This is a genomic window from Luteimonas aquatica (genome assembly GCF_022662575.1).
Taxonomy (GTDB): domain Bacteria; phylum Pseudomonadota; class Gammaproteobacteria; order Xanthomonadales; family Xanthomonadaceae; genus Luteimonas; species Luteimonas aquatica.
Window position 1 is genome coordinate 885408 of sequence record NZ_JALBFU010000001.1, and the last position, 18779, is coordinate 904186.

The 18779-nt window shown below is 69.2% G+C and carries 14 protein-coding genes and 1 pseudogene; 6 read left to right on the forward strand and 9 right to left on the reverse strand.

Features of this window, described 5'->3' with window-relative positions; translation table 11 throughout:
• Positions 1-71: 71 nt before the first annotated feature.
• From dapD to map, 3 genes are read right to left on the reverse strand one after another with little or no spacing between them, the layout of a single operon-like run.
• Positions 72-983, reverse strand: a complete 912-nt coding sequence (gene dapD / locus MD221_RS04090) for a 2,3,4,5-tetrahydropyridine-2,6-dicarboxylate N-succinyltransferase (protein WP_242108023.1) — start codon at positions 981-983, stop codon at positions 72-74.
• The gene (gene glnD / locus MD221_RS04095) at positions 980-3634 is read right to left on the reverse strand and encodes a [protein-PII] uridylyltransferase (protein WP_242108024.1); all 2655 of its coding nucleotides are present in this window, start codon (positions 3632-3634) and stop codon (positions 980-982) included. Before glnD ends, dapD begins: the two co-directional genes overlap by 4 nt.
• A 45-nt stretch (positions 3635-3679) precedes the next feature.
• Positions 3680-4456 carry a type I methionyl aminopeptidase gene (gene map / locus MD221_RS04100; protein WP_242108026.1) on the reverse strand — a complete coding sequence of 259 codons (777 nt, stop codon included), beginning with the start codon at positions 4454-4456 and terminating at the stop codon, positions 3680-3682.
• A 450-nt stretch (positions 4457-4906) separates the two neighbouring features.
• On the opposite strand from map, the gene MD221_RS04105 reads away from it, so the two are divergent.
• The 4 genes from MD221_RS04105 to MD221_RS04120 are packed head-to-tail and all read left to right on the forward strand — an operon-like array spanning position 4907 to position 9638.
• On the forward strand, positions 4907-5431 hold the full coding sequence (locus MD221_RS04105) for a Csu type fimbrial protein (protein ID WP_242108027.1): 525 nt from the start codon (positions 4907-4909) through the stop codon (positions 5429-5431).
• A 7-nt stretch (positions 5432-5438) separates the two neighbouring features.
• Positions 5439-6212, forward strand: coding sequence for a fimbrial biogenesis chaperone (locus MD221_RS04110; protein WP_242108028.1), 774 nt, complete (start codon positions 5439-5441; stop codon positions 6210-6212).
• 43 nt (positions 6213-6255) lie between these two features.
• On the forward strand, positions 6256-8598 hold the full coding sequence (locus MD221_RS04115) for a fimbria/pilus outer membrane usher protein (RefSeq protein ID WP_425602215.1): 2343 nt from the start codon (positions 6256-6258) through the stop codon (positions 8596-8598).
• A complete protein-coding gene (locus MD221_RS04120; protein WP_242108029.1) occupies positions 8595-9638 on the forward strand; it encodes a Csu type fimbrial protein in 1044 nt (347 codons plus the stop codon). Before MD221_RS04115 ends, MD221_RS04120 begins: the two co-directional genes overlap by 4 nt.
• 71 nt (positions 9639-9709) lie before the next feature.
• On the opposite strand, the gene MD221_RS04125 is transcribed toward MD221_RS04120, so the two are convergent.
• Positions 9710-9895: a DUF4019 domain-containing protein gene (locus MD221_RS04125; protein WP_242108030.1), complete on the reverse strand. Its 186-nt coding sequence runs from the start codon at positions 9893-9895 to the stop codon at positions 9710-9712.
• Positions 9896-10294: 399 nt separating this feature from the next.
• Between MD221_RS04125 and rpsB the strand changes: the two genes are divergently transcribed.
• Entirely contained in the window at positions 10295-11119 is an 825-nt protein-coding gene (gene rpsB / locus MD221_RS04130; RefSeq protein ID WP_242108031.1) for a 30S ribosomal protein S2, read from the forward strand.
• A gap of 194 nt (positions 11120-11313) precedes the next feature.
• Positions 11314-12195, forward strand: a complete 882-nt coding sequence (gene tsf / locus MD221_RS04135) for a translation elongation factor Ts (RefSeq protein WP_242108032.1) — start codon at positions 11314-11316, stop codon at positions 12193-12195.
• A gap of 64 nt (positions 12196-12259) precedes the next feature.
• On the opposite strand, the gene MD221_RS04140 is transcribed toward tsf, so the two are convergent.
• From MD221_RS04140 to MD221_RS04160, 5 genes and pseudogenes are all read right to left on the reverse strand, one after another.
• Entirely contained in the window at positions 12260-13051 is a 792-nt protein-coding gene (locus MD221_RS04140) for a hypothetical protein (RefSeq protein ID WP_242108034.1), read from the reverse strand.
• Positions 13052-13321: 270 nt separating this feature from the next.
• Positions 13322-14707 carry a peptidoglycan-binding domain-containing protein gene (locus tag MD221_RS04145; protein WP_242108036.1) on the reverse strand — a complete coding sequence of 462 codons (1386 nt, stop codon included), beginning with the start codon at positions 14705-14707 and terminating at the stop codon, positions 13322-13324.
• Positions 14708-14779: 72 nt separating this feature from the next.
• On the reverse strand, positions 14780-15568 hold the full coding sequence (locus tag MD221_RS04150) for a hypothetical protein (RefSeq protein WP_242108038.1): 789 nt from the start codon (positions 15566-15568) through the stop codon (positions 14780-14782).
• Between the two features lie 218 nt (positions 15569-15786).
• Positions 15787-17484 (reverse strand): annotated as a pseudogene (locus tag MD221_RS04155) (peptidoglycan DD-metalloendopeptidase family protein); the annotation flags it as partial.
• 93 nt (positions 17485-17577) lie between these two features.
• Positions 17578-18501 carry a hypothetical protein gene (locus tag MD221_RS04160; RefSeq protein ID WP_242108039.1) on the reverse strand — a complete coding sequence of 308 codons (924 nt, stop codon included), beginning with the start codon at positions 18499-18501 and terminating at the stop codon, positions 17578-17580.
• Between the last annotated feature and the right edge of the window lie 278 nt (positions 18502-18779).

Genomic DNA, 18779 nt, shown 5'->3' on the forward strand with positions numbered 1-18779 from the left:
CCGGTCAGGCCGCGAACCGCGCCGGCGGCGCGGTTCTCCCTGGCCGGCCGTTGGCCGCGTGACGCGGTGCGTCAAGCGGCCAACCCGCGCAGCAGATCGTTCACCGACGTCTTGGCGCGCGTCTTGGCATCGACCTGCTTGACGATCACCGCGCAGTACAGCGAGTGGGTGCCGTCCTGCGCCGGCAGCGAACCCGCCACCACCACGCTGCCCGGCGGCACGACGCCATAGGAGATCTCCTTGGTGGCGCGGTTGTAGATGCGGGTCGACTGCCCCAGGAACACGCCCATGCCGATCACGCTGTGGTGGCCGACGATCACGCCCTCCACCACCTCGGACCGGGCGCCGATGAAGCAGTGGTCCTCGATGATGGTCGGCGTGGCCTGCAGCGGCTCGAGCACGCCGCCGATGCCGGCGCCGCCGGAGATGTGGCAGTGCTTGCCCACCTGCGCGCAGGAGCCGACCGTCGCCCAGGTGTCGACCATGGTGCCCGCGCCGACATGCGCGCCGATGTTGACGAAGCTCGGCATCAGCACCACGTCCTTGCCGATGTGCGCGCCGCGCCGCGTCACCGCGCCGGGCACCACGCGCACGCCGAGCTTGCGGAAGGCCGGCTCGTCGAAGCCGGCGAAGCGCGCCGGGATCTTGTCCCAGAACGGCGCCGGATCGGCCTCGACGACTTCCATCTCCTGGGTGCGGAAGTACAGCAGCACCGCCTTCTTCAGCCACTCGTTGACGCTCCAGCCGCCCTTGCCGTCCGGCTCGGCGACGCGGAACTCGCCGTTCTCCAGGCCGTCGATCACCCGTTCCACCGTCGGCCGCGTGGAGCCGTCGATCTCGTCGGGGGTGAGCATCGTGCGCCGCTCCCAGGCGCTTTCGATCATGAACTTCAGCTCGTCGACGCCCGGCGCCTTGGGTTCGGCCTTCTTCCTGGCCGTCTTCTTCTTCGCGGAGGCCGGCGTGGCCTTCTTTGCGGGACTCATGGGGGGGATTCTCCGTCGATGTGAACGAGCAATGCGGTGTGCAGGGCCGCGCAGGCGGTTTCGTCCAGCGCGCGGTTGCCGGTGTCGCTGATGCGGAACACGTCCTCGGCGCGTTCGCCGAACGTGGCGATGCGCGCGTCGTGCACGCGCACGCGCTGGCTGCGCAGGGCGTGGGCGATATCGGCCAACAGGCCCGGACGGTCGTTGCAGATCAGGCTGAGCACGGTGTTGCGGCCGTCGACGGCGGCGTCGAAGCTGATCCGCGGCGCGAGGCGGAAATGCCGCAGGTGGCGCGGCTGCGCGCGGCGCGCCGGCTGGATGCGCTCCAGCGGACCGTCGAGCGCCTCGCGCAGCCGGCGTTCGATCGCGCCCAGGTCGGGCGCGACGCGCGTGTCGCTCGGCAGCACCTGGAAATTGTCGAAGATGGTCTCGCCCGGCCCGTCCAGGGCGCGCGCCTGCTGGATGGCCAGGCCGAGGCGGTCGAGCGTGATGACGATCGCCGCGAACAGGCCGTCGCGGTCGGGCGAGTGCACGAACACTTCCAGGGCGTGGTCGCCGGCGGCCAGCGAGCGCACCGCCACCGCGGCCTGGCCGGGTCGGCAGCCGCGCAGTGCCAGCGCCTGCCAGGCGATCTGGTCGGGACGCGCGCGCAGGAAGCTGTATTCGGGAAACCGCCGGAACAGCGCGTCGATCTCCTGGAAGCCGACCTGCTGCAGCGCCAGCAGGCGGCGCGTCTCGGCGCGCGTCTCCTCGATGCGCTCGGCGGCGGCCACCGGATGCTCCAGCCCCTGGCGCAGGGCCAGCCGGGTGGAAATGCGCAGGTCGGCCAGCAGGCGATCCTTCCAGGCGTTCCACAGCTTGGGCGAGGTGCCGGCGATGTCGGCGCAGGTCAGCAGGTACAGGTAATCCAGCCGCTCGCGCTCGGCCACCTCGGCGGCGAAGCGATGGATCACCGCCGGATCGGAGATGTCCTGCTTCTGCGCCGTCACCGACATCAGCAGGTGCTTGCGCACCAGCCACTCGACCAGCGCGGTATCGCTCTCGGACAGGCCGTGCGCCTGGCAGAACGCGCGCGCGTCGTCGGCGCCCAGCTCGGAATGGTCGCCGCCGCGCCCCTTGGCGATGTCGTGGAACAGGCCGGCGAGCAGCAGCAGTTCGGGCCGGCGCAGCGTCGGCCAGACCTCGTGCGCCATCGAGAAGCGCTCGTCGGCGCCTCCGGAGGAGAACGCGGCGAGGTTGCGCAGCACGGCCAGCGTGTGCTGGTCGACGGTGTAGACGTGGAACAGGTCGAACTGCATGCGCCCGGACACCTGCGCGAATGCCGGCAGCCAGCGCCCGAGCACGCCCAGCCGCGCCATGCGCTCGAGCGTCTTCACCGGCTGCGGGCCGCGCAACAGTGCCATGAACGCCTCGCGCGAGGCGGGCGCCGTCTGGTCGTAGGCCGGCAGCTTCGGCAGCGCCTCGGCCAGCGCGCGCGCCGTCTGCGAGTGCAGGCCGCGCAGGCCGTCGTGCGCGGCCCAGGCCGCGAACAGCGCGAACACCTCGTCGATGCGCTCGTGCGGCCAGTGCGCATCGCTGGCCGCAAGGTAATCGCGGCGCGACTCGAAGCGCGCGCCCGCAGGCAGCGTGTCCAGCGGCGTCGGCGCCGCGGCGCCGTCGAAATGCTCCTCGAAACGCTGCAGCAGGCGCTCGCTGATGCGGCGCACGATCGCCGCGCTGCGGTAGAAGCCCTGCATCATCTGTTCGACGCCGAGGTTCTGCGCGTCGTCGGCGTAGCCCAGGCGCGCGGCCAGCGCCTTCTGGTAGTCGAAGCCCAGGCGCTCCTCGTGGCGCCCGGCGATCAGGTGCAGGCCATAGCGCAGGCGGCCGTGATTGCGCCGCTCGCGCTCCAGCGCCGTGGCCTCGTCGGCGCCGAGGTGGCCGAGACCGATCAGCGGTTCGAGCTCACGCACGCCGAAGCTGCGCAGCGCCATCCAGCCGAGCGTCTGCAGGTCGCGCAGACCGCCGGGCCCGTCCTTGAGGTTGGGCTCGAGATTGTCGGAAGTGTCGCCGAAACGGGCATGGCGCCTGCGCTGCTCCTCCACCTTGGCAAGGAAGAACTCGCGCGCCGGCCACGCCTTGTCGGGGGCGATGGCCTCGGCGAGCGCCGCGCGCTCGGCATCGCGCGCCGCCAGCGGGCGCGCTTCCAGCAACGCGGTGAGGACGGTCTGGTCGGCCGCCGCCTGCGTGCACTGCGCCAGCGAGCGCACGGCATGGCTGGCCTGCAGGCCGGCGTCCCAGAGCGAGGCGAAGAAGCGCGACAGGCGCTCGCCGCAGGCGTGCTGGACGCTTTCTTCGGCGAGCACCAGCAGATCGATGTCCGACTGCGGAAACAGCTCGCCGCGCCCATATCCGCCGACCGCGAACAACGCCGGCAGGGCTTCGGCGCCGCTCTCGGCATGACGCTCGCCGCGCACGCAGCGCGCCCAGGCCTGGCGGATCAGCTCGTCCACGGCGCGCGCGCGCAGCGCCACCAGCCTTTCGACGCGCTCGCCCTGGTCGAAGCGCTTGGCCAGCCGCGCGTCGGTCTGGGCCAGCGCGGCGCGCGCCTGCTGCGCCCATTGCGTCTCCGCGCCCGTCGAGGCGGCCTCGTCGGAGACGTCGATGCTCATGCCGTCCGGACGCCGGCGCGCCGGCGCGCCGGGACGGCGCCGCCGTCAAAGGTCATTGTCGTCGCCCGGCAGCCGGGTGAGGATCTCCACGCCAGTCTCGGTCACCGCCACGGTGTGTTCCCACTGCGCCGACAGCTTGCGGTCCTTGGTGACCACCGTCCAGCCGTCGGGCAGCACCTTGGTATAGCGCGACCCCTCGTTGATCATCGGCTCGATCGTGAAGGTCATGCCCGGGCGCAGCACCACGCCGTCGCCCGGACGGCCGTAGTGCAGCACCTGCGGCTCGTCGTGGTAGACCTTGCCGATGCCGTGGCCGCAATACTCGCGCACCACGCTGAAACGCTCGCCCTCGGCGTAGCTCTGGATGGCATGGCCGACGTCGCCGAGCGTGGCGCCCGGCTTCACCGCGCGGATGCCGCGGAACATCGCCTCGCGCGTCACCTCCACCAGCCGCTTGGCCATCACCGACGGGGTGCCGACGTAGTACATGCGGCTGCTGTCGCCGTGCCAGCCGTCCTTGATGACGGTGACGTCGATGTTGACGATGTCGCCCTCGCGCAGCACCTTCGACTCGTTCGGGATGCCGTGGCAGATGACGTTGTTGACCGAGGTGCAGATGGTCTTCGGGTAGCCCCGGTAGCCCACGTTGGCGGGGATCGCCTGCTGCACGTTGACGATGTGGTCGTGGCAGATGCGGTCCAGCGCCTCGGTGGTGACGCCGGGCTTCACGTGCGGGGCGACGATCTGCAGCACCTCGGCGGCCAGGCGGCCGGCGACGCGCATCTTCTCGATCTCGTCGGGGGTTTTCGATTGGATGGACATGACGGGAATTATCGCCGATCGCGCGGCGCCTGAACGGAGGGCGCCTGCCGTAGCCGTCTGCAGCCGGCGCCCCGACCGAAACTGCGCGATCGGCGGAGGCAGCTGGATGCATCACGGCGGAGCAAATCATTAAAATTTTGTCAAAAAGTGACATCGGTCGAACGAACAGCCGGACCGCCCTGTCGCCCGGCAGCGCAGCGAGAATACCGGCACTCCGGCCCCTACCAGCAGCGTAAGCCCCGTTTCGCTTCAAAAAAATCAACGGCTTATGACGTTTGCGTCACCTTTTCTTGTCAAAATCTTCATGTTCGGTTTCAGACACTCCGTTCCTGAATTCGCCCCGGGTCGTGCTCACCGTCAATCGAAAGCCCTGGCATGCAACCTGCTTCGGTTTCGGTGGCCGGCAATCCCGCCTGGCTTGCACTTCGGTCCACGCTTCGGAGACTTTTCATGCGCCTGTCGAAATCCGCCCTGCTCGCCACCGCCCTGCTTGCCGTCGGCGGCCAGGCCGCCGCAGCGGACACCACCCAGTTCAACGTCAAGATCATCATCCTCAAGGCCTGCACGATCACCGCCGCGGCCGCCACCGACGTCGATTTCGGCAGCGTAGCCGGCGACTCGACCGCCAACGCCGACGCCCAGGGCAGCGTGACCGCCAAGTGCAGCCCGCTCACCCCGTACAACATCGCCCTCAACGCCGGCCTGAACCCGTCCACGGCCAACGACGTCAACACCCGCCGCATGAAGAACATCGACGGCGCCGTCACCACCAACAACTTCGTCGCCTACCAGCTCTACCAGAACTCCCAGCGCACCACGGTCTGGGGCAGCACGGTCGGCACCAACACGCTCTCGGCCACCGGCACCGGCCTCAACCAGGTCTATCCGGTCTTTGGCCGCGTCGCCAATCCCAGCACCAACAACGCGGCGGCCGGCTCCTATCTCGATACGATCACCGCGACCATCGTCTATTGAGCGGCGCATGATCCGGAACGGCCGCGGCCCGACGACGACGCATGCGCGCCTTCGGGCCCTGGCCGCCGCCCTGCTGTTGCTGGCGGCGGCATGGACCGGCGGCGCGCCGGCGGCGAGCCTGCAGGTCGCGCCCACCTCCCTGACGCTGCAGGGCCGCCAGAACGCCGATGTGCTCTGGCTCAGCAACAGCGGCAAGGAACCGGTGCAGGTGCAATTGCGCATGTTCCGCTGGACCCAGTCCGATGGCGCGGAATCGCTCGATCCCAGCCACGACCTGGTCGTCAGCCCGGCCATGCAGACGCTGCAGCCGGGAGAGAAGCAGGTGGTGCGGATCATCCGCACGGCGCCGCAACCGGTCGCCGCGGAAACCACCTATCGCGTCATCGTCGACGAGCTGCCGAGCGGCGCCCGCGATCGCCAGGGCCTGCAGTTCGTGCTGCGCTATTCGGTGCCGATCTTCGTCGTTCCCGATGCCGCGGCCGGGGCGCCGACGCCCGCGCCGGCGCTCGATGCGCGCCTGCTGGGCAGCGGCGACGGCGAGGCGATCCTCGAAGTCCGCAACCGCGGCACGCAGCATGCGCAGATCGCCGACCTCGCCTACGGCAAGGACGCGGCCTCGGCAGCGCCGGTCACGCCAGGCCTGCTGGGATACGCGCTGGCCGGACAGACCATGCGCTGGCCGCTGAAGTCTCCCGCTTCCCGCTTCACGGGCGGCATCTTCGTCGCGAGGATCAACGGTGCAGCCGCTCTTCAGCCGCTGGCGTTGTCGGCTTCGCCCTGAACTGCTGCTGCCGTCCGCGCTGCTGCTGACGGGGGTGCCGCAGATCGCGGCGGCCGCGGATGCGGACGTCGGCGCGCGGCCGCTGACCGACGTCACGCTCGATCCCGCGCGCCCCCTTGCCGATCCCGACGGCGACGAGGACCTGTATCTGCAGGTCACCCTCAACCGTACCGATACAGGCCGCCTGGCGCACTTCATGCGTTCGCGCGATTCGCTGCGCGCGAGCGTGGCGACGCTGCGCGAGATCGGGTTTGCCCTGCCCGGCCGCCAGCCTGCGGAACTGGTAGCGCTGGACTCGCTGCCGGGACTGTCCGTGCGCTACGACGCGGCGCTGCAGCGCGTCCATCTCGACGCGCCGCTGTCGCTGCTCTCGCTGGACACGACGCTCTTGAATCGGCCCGATGGCATGTCGAGCAGCCCGGCCGGCGCCTCGCCCGGCGCGCTGTTCAACTACGACCTCTACGCAAGCCAGGAGCGCGGCGCCAGCAACCTCGCCGCCACCGCGGAGCTGCGGCTGTTCGGCGTCGGCGCCGGCGTGTTCAGCACTTCGGCGCTCACCCGCACCTATCGCGAAAAGGGCGAAGGCTGGCGCGGCGAGACCGTACGCCTGGACAGCAGCTGGCAATTGTCGTTCCCCGACTCCGCCGTCACGCTGACCCTCGGCGACAGCTACAGCGGCTTTCTCGACTGGACGCGCACGGTGCGCCTGGGCGGCATCCAGATCGGGCGCAACTTCTCCCTGCAGCCGTACCGCATCACCACGCCCCTGCCCGCCTTTCTCGGCGAAGCCGCGGTGCCCTCAGCGGTCGACCTGTACGTCAACGGCATCCGCCAGTACAGCGGCGAAGTGCCGCCCGGCCCGTTCCAGCTGGCGACGGTGCCGGGCATCAGCGGCGTGGGCAACGCGCAGATCGTCGTCACCGACGCCTTCGGCCGCACGCGCAGCATCGATTTCCCCTTCTACGCCACGCAGCAGCTGCTGGCCAAGGGGCTCTCGGACTGGTCGCTGGCCCTGGGCGTGGTGCGCGAGGACTACGGCATACGCTCCTTCTCCTACGGCAACGATCCGGTGGCCAGCGGCAACCTGCGCTACGGCATCAGCGACGACTTCACTTTCGAGGCGCATGCCGAGGGCGGCGGCGGCCTCGCCAGCGCCGGATTGGGCGGACTATGGCTGCTCGGCCGCGCCGGCGTGGCCAGCGCGTCCTACGCGCGCAGCAGCCTGGACGGGTTGCAGGGCGGCCAGACCTCGCTCGGCTACAGCTGGAACAACAACCGCTTCAACCTTTCCCTGCAAAGCCAGCGCACGCACGGCGACTACCGCGACATCGCCTCGCTCTACGGCGTGCCGCCGGCCGAGATCAGCGAGCGCGCCCTGGCCGGCGTCAACCTGTCGCGGCTGGGCAATTTCAGCGCCAGCTATCTGCGGCTGCGCTATCCCGACCAGGAGGACACGCGCTACGCCGGCGTGTTCTGGACGCAGACCTTCGATCGCGGCTGGGCGGCGAACCTGTCGTACAACCAGAACCTGGACGACCACGACGACCGCACGCTCTATCTGGGCGTCAGCATCGCGCTCGGCGACGAGCGCCAGGCCAGCGTGTCCTTCCAGCGCAACGGCCGGCGCGACAACGCCGTGCTCGACGTTTCCAAGCCGGTGCCGGGCGACGGCGACATCGATCGCGGCTACGGCTGGCGCCTGCAGGCGCGCGGCGGCGACGACGGCGAGGGCGGACTGGCGGAGGTCGGCTGGATTTCCCCGGTCGGCCGCTACGGTGCCGGCGTCGCCAGCTTCGACGGCCACGCCTACGGCTACGCCAGCGCCAGCGGCAGCCTGGTGTGGATGGGGGGCCATGCCTTCGCGGCGCGCAGCATCACCGACGCCTTCGCGGTGGTCTCCACCGACGGCATCGCCGGCGTGCCGGTGAAGCTGGAGAACCGCCTGGTGGGCCGCACCGACGCCGACGGCATGCTGCTGGTCACGCCGCTGCAGGCCTGGCAGGACAACAAGCTCTCGATCGATCCGCTCGACCTGCCGGCCAACCTGCGCATCGACCGCGTCGACGTCCTGGCCGCGCCGCGCGACCGCTCGGGCGTCGGCGTTCGCTTCGGCCTGACGCCGGTGCGGGCGGCCGTGCTCGTCCTGCGCGACGCCTCCGGCGCGCCGCTGCCGCTGGGCAGCCGGGTGCACGCGCCCGGCTCGGCCGAGCCGGCGGTGGTGGGCTACGACGGCGAGACCTACCTCGACGCGCTCCAGCCGCACAATCGCCTGCGCATCGATTTCCCGGAAGGCGGCGGCTGCGCCGTGGACTTCGATTATCCGTCCGGCCAGCCCTCGATTCCCCGCATCGGACCGTTGCAGTGCGCGAAGGAGCCCTCGCCATGACGATATCCGCATCCTGCCTGCGCGCGGCGCTGTCCCTGCTCCTGCTCGCAGCAGGCGCGGCGTGGCTGCCGGCCGCGAGCGCCGCCACCAATTGCAGCGCCACCTCCTCCACCCTGGCCTTCGGCAATGTCTCCACCAGCACCAACACGGACACCTCGACGACCTTCACCGTGACGTGCTCCTCGTCCGGCCTCACCCTCAGCCTCGCCGGCAGAACCCGGGTCCGGTTGTGCCTGAACATCGGCGATGGCGCGCAGGGCGGCGGCAATTTCAATCCCAGGCGCATGACCAGCACCCTGGACGCGCTGCAGTTCCAGATGTACACCGATCCGGCACGCTCCCAGATCTGGGGTTCGCGGCTGGTCAGCAGCATTCCTACTCCGCTGCTGCTGGACATGGAATATCCCGTGAGCGTGCTTACCGGCATCGGCAGCGGCAGCACCACGGTCACGATCTATGGGCGCGTCCCCGGGGCGCAGACCTTCTTCGCCGGCATCTACGGCAATGCCTTCTCCGGCAACCACACCTCGATGGACTACCGCTTCGACGAGCCGTCCTTGCTGGGCGGCTCCAGCTATCCGGCCAGTTGCACCAGCGGCGGCGACGGCGGCACGAGCGTGAACGGCGCGTTCCCGATCACGACTTCCGCCCGGGTGCCCGCGAGTTGCCGGGCCTATGCCACCACCGACCTGGACTTCGGCAGCGTTCCCGGCGTGATCGACAGCGCGATCGATCAGACCTCGACCATCGGCCTGACCTGCACCGGCCGCACCAGCTGGCTGATCGGCCTCAACGACGGCCAGAACGCCAGCGGCGGCATCCGCCGCATGCGCCAGGGGACGACGGCGAACTATGTCTCCTATGACCTCTACCAGGACGTCGGCCGCACCCAGCGCTGGGGCAACGGCGGCACCGACAGCGTCCTGGGCACCGGGACCGGCGCGGCGCAGACACTGGTGGTCTATGGCCGCGTTCCGCCCGCGCAGGCGCCGGCAGCCGGCAGCTACAGCGACGTCATCACCGTCACCATCACCTATTGAGTGGCCGGTCGCGCGACGGACGGCACCGCGCCTGCCGGCGTTGGCGCCGCTCGGCCTCGTCCCGCACGGTCCTACTGCAGGACGTAGCCGGCCAGCTGCCAGGTTCCGGGCGCTTCCTGGCGATAGGTGGTGATGAGTTCCGTTCCCACCTGACCCGACGCGAACTGGACGGCGAAGCGCACACTGATGTAATCGCCCGGTGGCGGGGTTCCCGGTTCGGCGACGCCGCCCTGCGGCGCGCCGATGGCCTGCCGCACCACCGAAATCCAGGCACGCGCCTGCGGGCGTCCCCGGGTGGGTATGCCTGGCCGGTCTGCTTGGCGAAGGCGTCCTTGGCGATCAAGCGCTTGAACACCGGCGAACTTGCGTGAATTTCAAGAAACGGTTAACATGAACAGGTTCGATCGGCAGTTTTTCGCCGGCCGACCGCCGACACCGGGCGTCAACCGGTGAATCCACACCCTTCGCACACCACCGCACCGGGGTGTCCACTGGTCTGAGTACCGGCGGATCTGGCTGCGGCGCGCAGGGGAGGCCCAACCCCGGAATTGTCTTGCACAGGTTGCTCTGCAAGAGCCCGCGCACTCCCATCGTGCGGACTCGAATCAATGCAAAGCCCGCTGTGCCGGCGATTCCCCATCAGGAGTTACCAAGCAATGCCCCAGATCACCATGCGCCAGATGCTGGAAGCCGGCGTGCATTTCGGCCACCAGACCCGCTACTGGAACCCCAAGATGGCGCCGTACATCTTCGGTGCCCGCGGCAAGATCCACATCATCAACCTCGAGAAGACCGTGCCGCTGTTCGGCGACGCGATGAACTTCATCTCCGCGATCGCGCAGAAGCGCGGCATGATCCTCTTCGTCGGCACCAAGCGCAGCGCGCGCGAGGCGATCAAGGAAGAGGCCGAGCGTTGCGGCATGCCGTACATGACCCAGCGCTGGCTGGGCGGCACGCTGACCAACTTCCGTACCGTGAAGCAGTCGGTCTCGCGCCTGAAGGAGCTGGAAGCCGGCGAAACCGACGGCACCTTCCAGAAGCTGGTCAAGCACGAAGTGCTGGGCCTGCGCCGCGAGCGCGAGAAGCTCGACGCCTCGCTCGGCGGCATCAAGGACATGAACCGCCTGCCCGACGCCCTGTTCGTGATCGACATCGGCCATGAAGACATCGCCATCAAGGAAGCCAAGAAGCTCGGCATCCCGGTGATCGCGGTCGTCGACACCAACTACGATCCGGCCCTGGTCGACTACGCCATCCCGGGCAACGACGACGCCATCCGCGCCGTGCAGCTCTATGCCCGCGCCGCCGCCGACGCCGTGCTGGAAGGCAAGGCCGCCGCGCCGAACGTCGCCAGCGTGCGCGAGGACGAGTTCGCCGAAGGCGAGGAAGGCGACAAGTCGCGCCGCGCCCCGGCCAAGAAGGCGCCGGCCAAGAAGGCCGCCGCGCAGTCCGAAGCCGAAGAGGCTCCGGCCGCCGAGTAATCGGCGCGTCACGCGGCCGCGCGATAGTGCGCGGCTGCGCCACGGCCGTCTCCATCGCCGAACGCGCCGCAGGCGCCCCGGCCATGCGCCGGCGCGGAGCCCACCCGCTCCCCGCCCGCGCGAAGCAGACGGCTCTCATCGCCGGCCGCCCTGGTGCGGCCGCTCACGAATACCGAAACATATCGAGGTCCACAATGGCTGAAATCACCGCTTCCCTGGTCAAGGAACTGCGCGAGCGCACCGGCGCCGGCATGATGGAGTGCAAGAAGGCGCTGACCGAAAACAACGGCGACATCGACGCCGCCGCCGAGTGGCTGCGCAAGTCGGGCCTGGCCAAGGCCGACAAGAAGGCCGGCCGCGTCGCCGCCGAGGGCCGCATCTCCTCCGCGCAGGACGGCGGCAAGGCCGTGCTGGTGGAAATCAACTCCGAGACCGACTTCGTCGCCAAGGACGGCAACTTCGTTGCCTTCACCGACGAGGTCGCCAAGACCGCGCTCGACAGCGGCGCCCAGGACGCCGAGGCGCTGAAGGCCGCCAAGACTTCCGGCGGCAACACCGTCGAGGAAGCGCGCGCGCTGCTGATCGCCAAGGTCGGCGAGAACGTGCAGGTGCGCCGCCTGGCCCGCATCGACAGCGCCAACAATGTCGCCGCCTACGTGCACGGCGGGCGTATCGGCGTGCTGGTCGAGGTCAAGGGCGGCGACGCCGAACTGGCGCGCGGCCTGGCCATGCACATCGCGGCGATGAACCCGCCGCACAACAAGGCCTCCGATGTCCCGGCCGACTTCATCGCCAAGGAAAAGGAAATCGAGCTGGCCAAGATGTCCGAGAAGGACAAGGCCAAGCCGGCCGAGATCCTGGAGAAGATCATCGGCGGTAAGATCGCCAAGATCGTCAACGAGGTCACCCTGTACGGCCAGCCCTACGTGCTCGACACGGACAAGAACGTCGAGGCCGTGCTCAAGGCCGCCGGCGCGGACGTCGTCTCCTTCCAGCGCCTGGCCGTCGGCGAAGGCATCGAGAAGGTGGTCGAGGACTACGCCGCCGAAGTGATGAAGCAGGCCGGCCTGGCGTAACCGCCGACCGACATCGCTCGACACCGGAAGCCGCGGTCATCCGCGGCTTCTTTTTTGGGCGTCGCTACGTCTTCTTGTCCGGCGTGACGGGTGGCGCGACAGGCGCCGCCTGCTTCGCATCCGGAATCGCCTGCAGCTTGTCCTCCACCCGCACCGGCACCGGCGAGGACGCCTCCAGCACTTCGCCGATCTGCGCCGAAGTCACCTTCTCGGCGACCGAGGCGGTCAGTTTCTCCATCCAGCCCAGCGTACAGGTGGAAGCGTAGAAGTTGATCCGCGATTGCGCCTGGGCGACATTGCCGACCTGGGCCGTGCTCAGGCTGTCGAGCAATTGTCCGCGCGCCTTGCGGAAGAGATCGTAGTTCTTCCTCACGCTCTCGGACGGCATGTACGCCGTCGAGTAGTTGCGAAAGAGGTTGTCCGCGAAAGCGAAGCCGCCGGCGGTCAGCGAAACGATCTGCGCCGAGTTCTTCAACAGCCCCAATCCGAGTGCCGCCAGGCCGCCGACGTCCGAGGTGGTGCTGCGCGCGAAGCGCTGGTGGTTCTCGGCATTGCCGAGCTGTCCCAGGTAGACGGCGCAATAGACATCGGACAGGGCGAGCCCCAGGTGCAGGTAGCGCTGCAGGTCCGCGCTGGCCGGCGCCGGGGCCCAGGCCTTGCGCTCGGCATCCTGGAAATTGCCGATCAGCTGCGAAGGATCGCCGTAGTAGCGCAGCACGTCGTGATCCTTGCTGGCGATGTCGACGGACGTGGAGACCGCAAGCGGCCCGATGTCGGGCCGCGCGTCGCGCACGGCCATGGCGCTGCAGCCGGACAGCCACAGGGCGCCCAGCAAGACGATCGTTCGAATGTGCATCTCTCCCCCCAGGAGATCGTTTTGACGGAACTTCCACCTCGATAGAGTCAACGCAGTCCGGCGGGCAAAGCAGACATCGCCGCGGACGCGCCGTTTCCCCGACGCCGCGCCCGCATCCCGCCTGGCGCGATTATGCGGCGGCGCCGGCTGCCCGGACGCGGAAATGCGTCGCGAAACGCCGGCAAGAATCCCGGCACGCGCGCCGGAGACGCAAACAAAAAGGCCCCCGCCGAGGCGGGGGCCTGTTGGTGGCGACCGGACCGGCGCGGATCAGGGGCCGCCGGGCGTGGGCGCGGACTGCGTCGGCTGCGGCTGCTGGCGCGTCTGCGCCTCCTGCGTCTGGCGCTGCATCTCGGCGCTGATCTGCTGCTGGCTTTGCTCCAGCGGCACGGCAGCGGCCTGCTGCCTGTCCACGTAGGTGCGGTTCACGTCGAGCGCGTTGTTCGGGTTGCGCTCGACCGCGATGATGCCCTTGCCGTCGGTGCTGGCCACCACCTCGTCGATCCGCGACATGCCGCGCACCGTCGCCTCGAACGCCACCTGCCCGGCCGCGCGCTGCATCTCGTCGCGGTTCTTGAAGCCGCCGTTCGGGCCCTGCTTTTCCAGCTGCTCGACGGCCTGGCGGTACAGCGGATTGTCGATGCCCGCGCTGCCCCCGTTCTGCGCCGGCTTGTTGACGCCCTCGACCTCGGTGCTGGCGGTGGTCTTGCCTTCGAGCAGGGTGCGGTTGATCGACCCCAGCGTATCCTTGCCGGCGATGCCGTCCACGGCCAGGCCGGGATGCGCGCGCTGGTAGGCCTCCACTGCTTCCTTGGTGTGCTGGCCGTACTTGCCGTCGGTCTCCAGCGGCTGGTTGCGGGCGTCGCGGAAGCCGAGCTGGTTCAGCGTCTTCTGCAGCTCCTCGATGGACTTGCCCTCCTCGCCCTTCTTCAGCATGCCGTCGGCCATCGGATCAGCCGGGGCGCGCGCCGGCTGCGACTGGCCGCCCGGCTGCGTCTGGCTGCCGCCGGGCTGCTGCGCGCCCTCCGGCTGCTGGCGGCCGTTCTGGCCCGGCCACTGCGAACGGGTGATGCGGTCGTTGAGGACGTCGCCCAGATAGCGGCGGAACTGGTCCGGCTCGACCTCGACATGCGCGTGCACGGCCTTGGTGCCGGTGTTGGACTGGGTCACCAGCGGCGCGCCGTACGGCACGAACTGGCCCTCGGTGAAGGGCGAGCTGCCCTTGGCGCCGTGCAGCACGCGGCCGACCAGCTCCCGGTTGCGATCGGTCGGCGGTCCGCTCCAGATATTGATCGTGTTGGAGCTGTCGCCGGTGAACTGCACGTAGCCTTCCACCGGGCTCGGCACCATCATGTTGCGGCTGCCGCGGTCGGTCTGCAGGATCAGGTCCTTCTTCACCAGCGGGATGCCGTCCTTGTCGCCGACGAAGGAGACCTCCTCCATCGCGCCCTCGACCACGCGGCCCGTGCGCGGGACGCCCTTGCTGTTGCGTTCCATCAGGTCCGGGTCCTGCGTGCGCTCGGCGCGCGCATTGGAATTCGGATGATGGATCTTCAGAAGATCGTACGCCTGCGCGCCGGTCATCCCGTGCGGGACGGTGCGGTTGCTGCTGACGTTTCCATACGGCTCGATTACTGTGATGCGATCGTTCGGCATGAGTAATGCTCCATTCCTTGAAGTGAAATTAAGTGGTGTCCGTTCCGGCCTTGCGCCAGCCGCGGACCGGCATCAGGGTGCGGCGACAGGATCCGCGGTCATCCTCCAGCAGCCCCGGTAGGGTTCGAATCGGTAGGAAATCCCCTCGACGTCGTCGGGAATGCCGACGAGATAGGCGCCGCCAGCCTCCGGCTTGATGTCCAGCGTGATCGGATCGGGCCCCATCTCGCCGGCGCTGTTGACGATGCGGAAGGCGCCGTCGCGGTAGCGGAGGAAGAACTCGTTGTAGTCCTTCGCCGCCACGGCGATCTTCTGCTCGACATAGCCGGCCTCGCCCTGGTCGGACATCTGCGCGACCTGCAGCACCGGCGCCGTGTAGCTGGCGCGGAGCTTCTCGTCGCCCGCGAACGCCTTCAGGAACCCGTTGAAGTCCTTGGCCGGACACTGCCCGCTCGCGGGCGCGGCAGGCGCGGCCGCGAACTTCCAGGACCGCAGGGCGCCGAAGCCCGAGCCGCCCTCCTGCCAGGCAACGCTGAGCACCGCGACCTGCTGGCTGGCCGTATCGGCGAACTGCACCACGCAGGTCTGCGTTTCCGCGCCGCAGGACGCGAGCTCGGGCGTCTGCTCGCACAGATCGCGCCGGGCGCCGAGCCCTTTCCGGCAGCCTTCCCAATCCTGCAGCGGCAACCAGCCTTCCGCCGTCAGCGCATCCCGGGTGTCGGCATAGGAAGCGCCCGCTTTCAGCTTGGCGGCGACCGCCGGCGCGGCCGGGGCCGCTTGTGCCGGCGCTTCCGCCGCCGCCTTCGGTTCCGCCGCCTGCGGTGCCTGGCCCGCCCCGCTGTCGCAGGCGGCCAGGATCATGGGCGCCGACAGCAGGAGCGCGAATCCCTTCGCAGCCATGGGCACGGACAGGGGCGAGCGGAACTTCATGGTCATGGGACGTCCTATTCCTGAGGCGTGGCGGTCGGGCGGGAAGGTCCAGGTCAGGCCGGCAAGGTCGGCCCGGACGACTTCTGCGTTTGCTGCTGGTCGTTCCTGCTCTGCTCCTGCGCGCGCGCCTCGGCATCGAAGCTCTGCAGGCGCTCGGCCACCGGCTGCGCCACCGCCTGCTGCCGGTCCACGTACACGCGCTGGGTATCCAGCGGGTTGTTCGGGTTGGTCTGCGTGGCGATCAGGCCCTGGCCGTTGGTGCTGGGCACCAGCCCGTCGATCCGCTCCAGGCCGCTGACCTTGGCTTCGAAGGCGGTGGTGGCCGCCGCACGCTGCATCTCGTCGCGGTTGCGGAAGCCGCCGTTGGCGCCCAGGCGCTCCAGCTGCGACAGCGCCTGGTTGTAGAGCGGATTGTCGCGCCCCAGTTCGGCGTTGCCCGGCTGCTGCGGCGTGGGCTGGACGGCGCCCTGGCGCTGCTCGCGGCCCGGCACGGTCAGGTAGTCCATCGGGTCGACGGCGCGGCCGTTGCGATGCATCTCGAAATGCAGGTGCGTATCGCCCTGGCGCGGCGTGTTGCCGGTGCGGCCCATGGTGCCGACCTGCTGGCCGGCCTGCACCTGCTGCCCGTCCTCGACGTTGATGTCCTTCAGGTGGAAATAGCGCGTCACCACGCCGTTGCCGTGATCGATGGTCACCGTGTTGCCCGCCGCGCCGTTGTTGGGCTGGACGCGGACGGTACCGCTGCCGTAGGCCACGATCGGATCGCCGACATCGCCCTGGATGTCGACGCCGCGGTGCGTACGCGCGCCGCCGCCGCGCGAGGTGCCGAACTCGCCGCGCCCTTCGCCGGCCTTGTCGGCGCGGTTGATGCCGGTGTTGCCCGGCGCGGGCCAGGTGCCTTCGGCCTGCGCCGGCGGCGCCGGGCGATTGCGGCTGGCTTCGGGCAGCTGCAGCTGCGCGCCGATGGCATCGCGGGTGCGGCGGTCGGCCACGCCCGTGGGCTCCAGGTTGTTCGCCTGCTGGAAGCTGCGCACCGACTCGGCGGTACGGTCGCCGTAGATGCCGGAACTGGTCTCCAGCGGTCGATTGCGCGCGTCGTGGAAACCGAGCTGGTTCAGCGACTGCTGCAGGCTCACCACTTCCGCGCCGCGCTCGCCCTTGCGCAGGACGTCGTCGGCGAGCGGCGATGCCGCAGGCTGGCCGGGCGTCTGCCTCTGCTGCTGGCCCTGGGTCGGCTGGCGGCCGTCCGTGACCGGCTCGATGCCCTTCTCCGGGATGCGCACGCGATCGAACTTGGCGTCCCAGTACTGGGTGAAGGCGGTCGCCATCTCGCGCGGCTGCATGCCGCGGAACTCGCTGTAGCGATGGCCGGTGAGGCGCTCGAAATCGTCCGAGCTGACGTTGGCCAGGATGTTGCGCCGCGTGCTGGGCAGGCTGAACTCGTTGGTGGCGATGGCGTTCTGCAGCGAACGGTAGCCGCCCGAGCCCTGCTGATGGGCCAGGTACATGTCCAGCCCGTTGGGCTGACCCTCGCCGGACAGGTACGGCCGGCCGTTGCGCGTGTGCGCATTGACCAGGTCGCGGCGGTTGTCCAGGTACAGGCGCGCCGCGGCGTCGGTGTTGACCACCGGGTCGAACTCGCGGCCGCTGATGCCGTACTGCGCCGCCGTGCTCGGCATGAACTGGAACAGGCCCTTGGCGCCGCTGTCGTTGCGGGCGCGCTCGTTGAAGCCGCCGCCGGTTTCGATATAGGCGAAGCGCAGGAAATCGTCGCGCGGAATGCCGCGCTCGTTCGCTTCGCGTTCTACGATGTCGAGAACTTCCCTTCTGCTGTAATCGCGTGCCATCGCTGGCTCCTCTCAGTGATATGCGGCTTTCGCCACGATGCGCCAACCGAACTCTTCCGTGAGTTGCGTGTTCTCGGTCAACATAGAATTCGATCAGGGGTTGTAGCTGTTTTGTTCCTTGTCGTAGGCATACGTGGCCGCATCCTGCGCGCCCAGCGCGCGGGTCTTGCCCGGTGCCTCGATCGTGGTGCCCGACTTGGCCACATGCAGGGCCGGCAGGCCGCCGCCGTCCTTCGCCGCCTGGAACGCCAGCGTTCCGGTGCTGGACACGCACGGCATCACCTTGCCCTCGTCGCAGGCCGCCGCGTTGTCCTCGCCGGCGACGATACTGCCCACGTAGGCCCAATGCTGGTCGCGCAGCTTGTCCACCTCGGACGGGTCGAAGACGAACAAGGCGAAACCGGTGGTCGCCACGCCCGAGGCGAAGCCGCTGGTCGGCACGGCCAGCAGCAGGCGCCCGTCCTGGGTCTCGAAGGTCTGCGGCTGGCGCTGGTCGTCGATGTCCACGGCCTTGCCGTTGTCGCCGAATTCGCCGACGAAGCCGTCGGTCTCCAGCAGCTTCCACGGCGCCTTGTCCTGCGGCTTGGTCAGCTCGAACGTCGCCTGCGAGATCGCTACCTTGCCCTCGGGCGCCTCCTTTTCCTCTTCGCCGACCTTTTCCGCGGTCTTGTAGGCGAAGCCGGTGAAGTAATGCTTGCCCTTGAAGTCGAACTGATGGCCGTACCAGTACGTCACCCGGCTGCCGAAGTCGACCTCGTAGGAAGTGGCCCCGTCTCCATCCTTCTTGTAGATGACGTAGAGCACGCTGTCCGCGGCGGGCGGCTTGATGGCGGTGGCATTCTGGTTGTCGTTCGGCACGGTCGGAACATCCTGTTTTTTTGTTGAAGAAGCGGGGCTGTCGGCTTGCGAGGCCGTGGCCCCGCTCTCCGCAGCCGCGGTACTGCCCTCGGGCGCCTTGGCGCAGGCGCCTGACAGCAATACCACCAGCGCGAGGACCAGCGTTTTACTCTGCGTCATGCCGTTGCATCCCGAAAGAAAGAGAGGATGAAAGCACCCCTGGCGAAGACTCGCCAGCCGGGATCATAAACACGCCATCCGGAAATGGGCACCTCGGTCGCTGCGGCGAGTCTGCTGATCATTTCCGACACCCCTGTTCCGTCCCAAAAACCGGCTGACGCCCTGCGCACCGGCGCGCCCGCCGGGAGGCGGCCCATCGCCCATCCCGCGGACACGGCATCGCCCGCGCGGCAGATCTCGCGGACTCGGCCTTCGGGGCGGAAAAGGAATACGGCCCA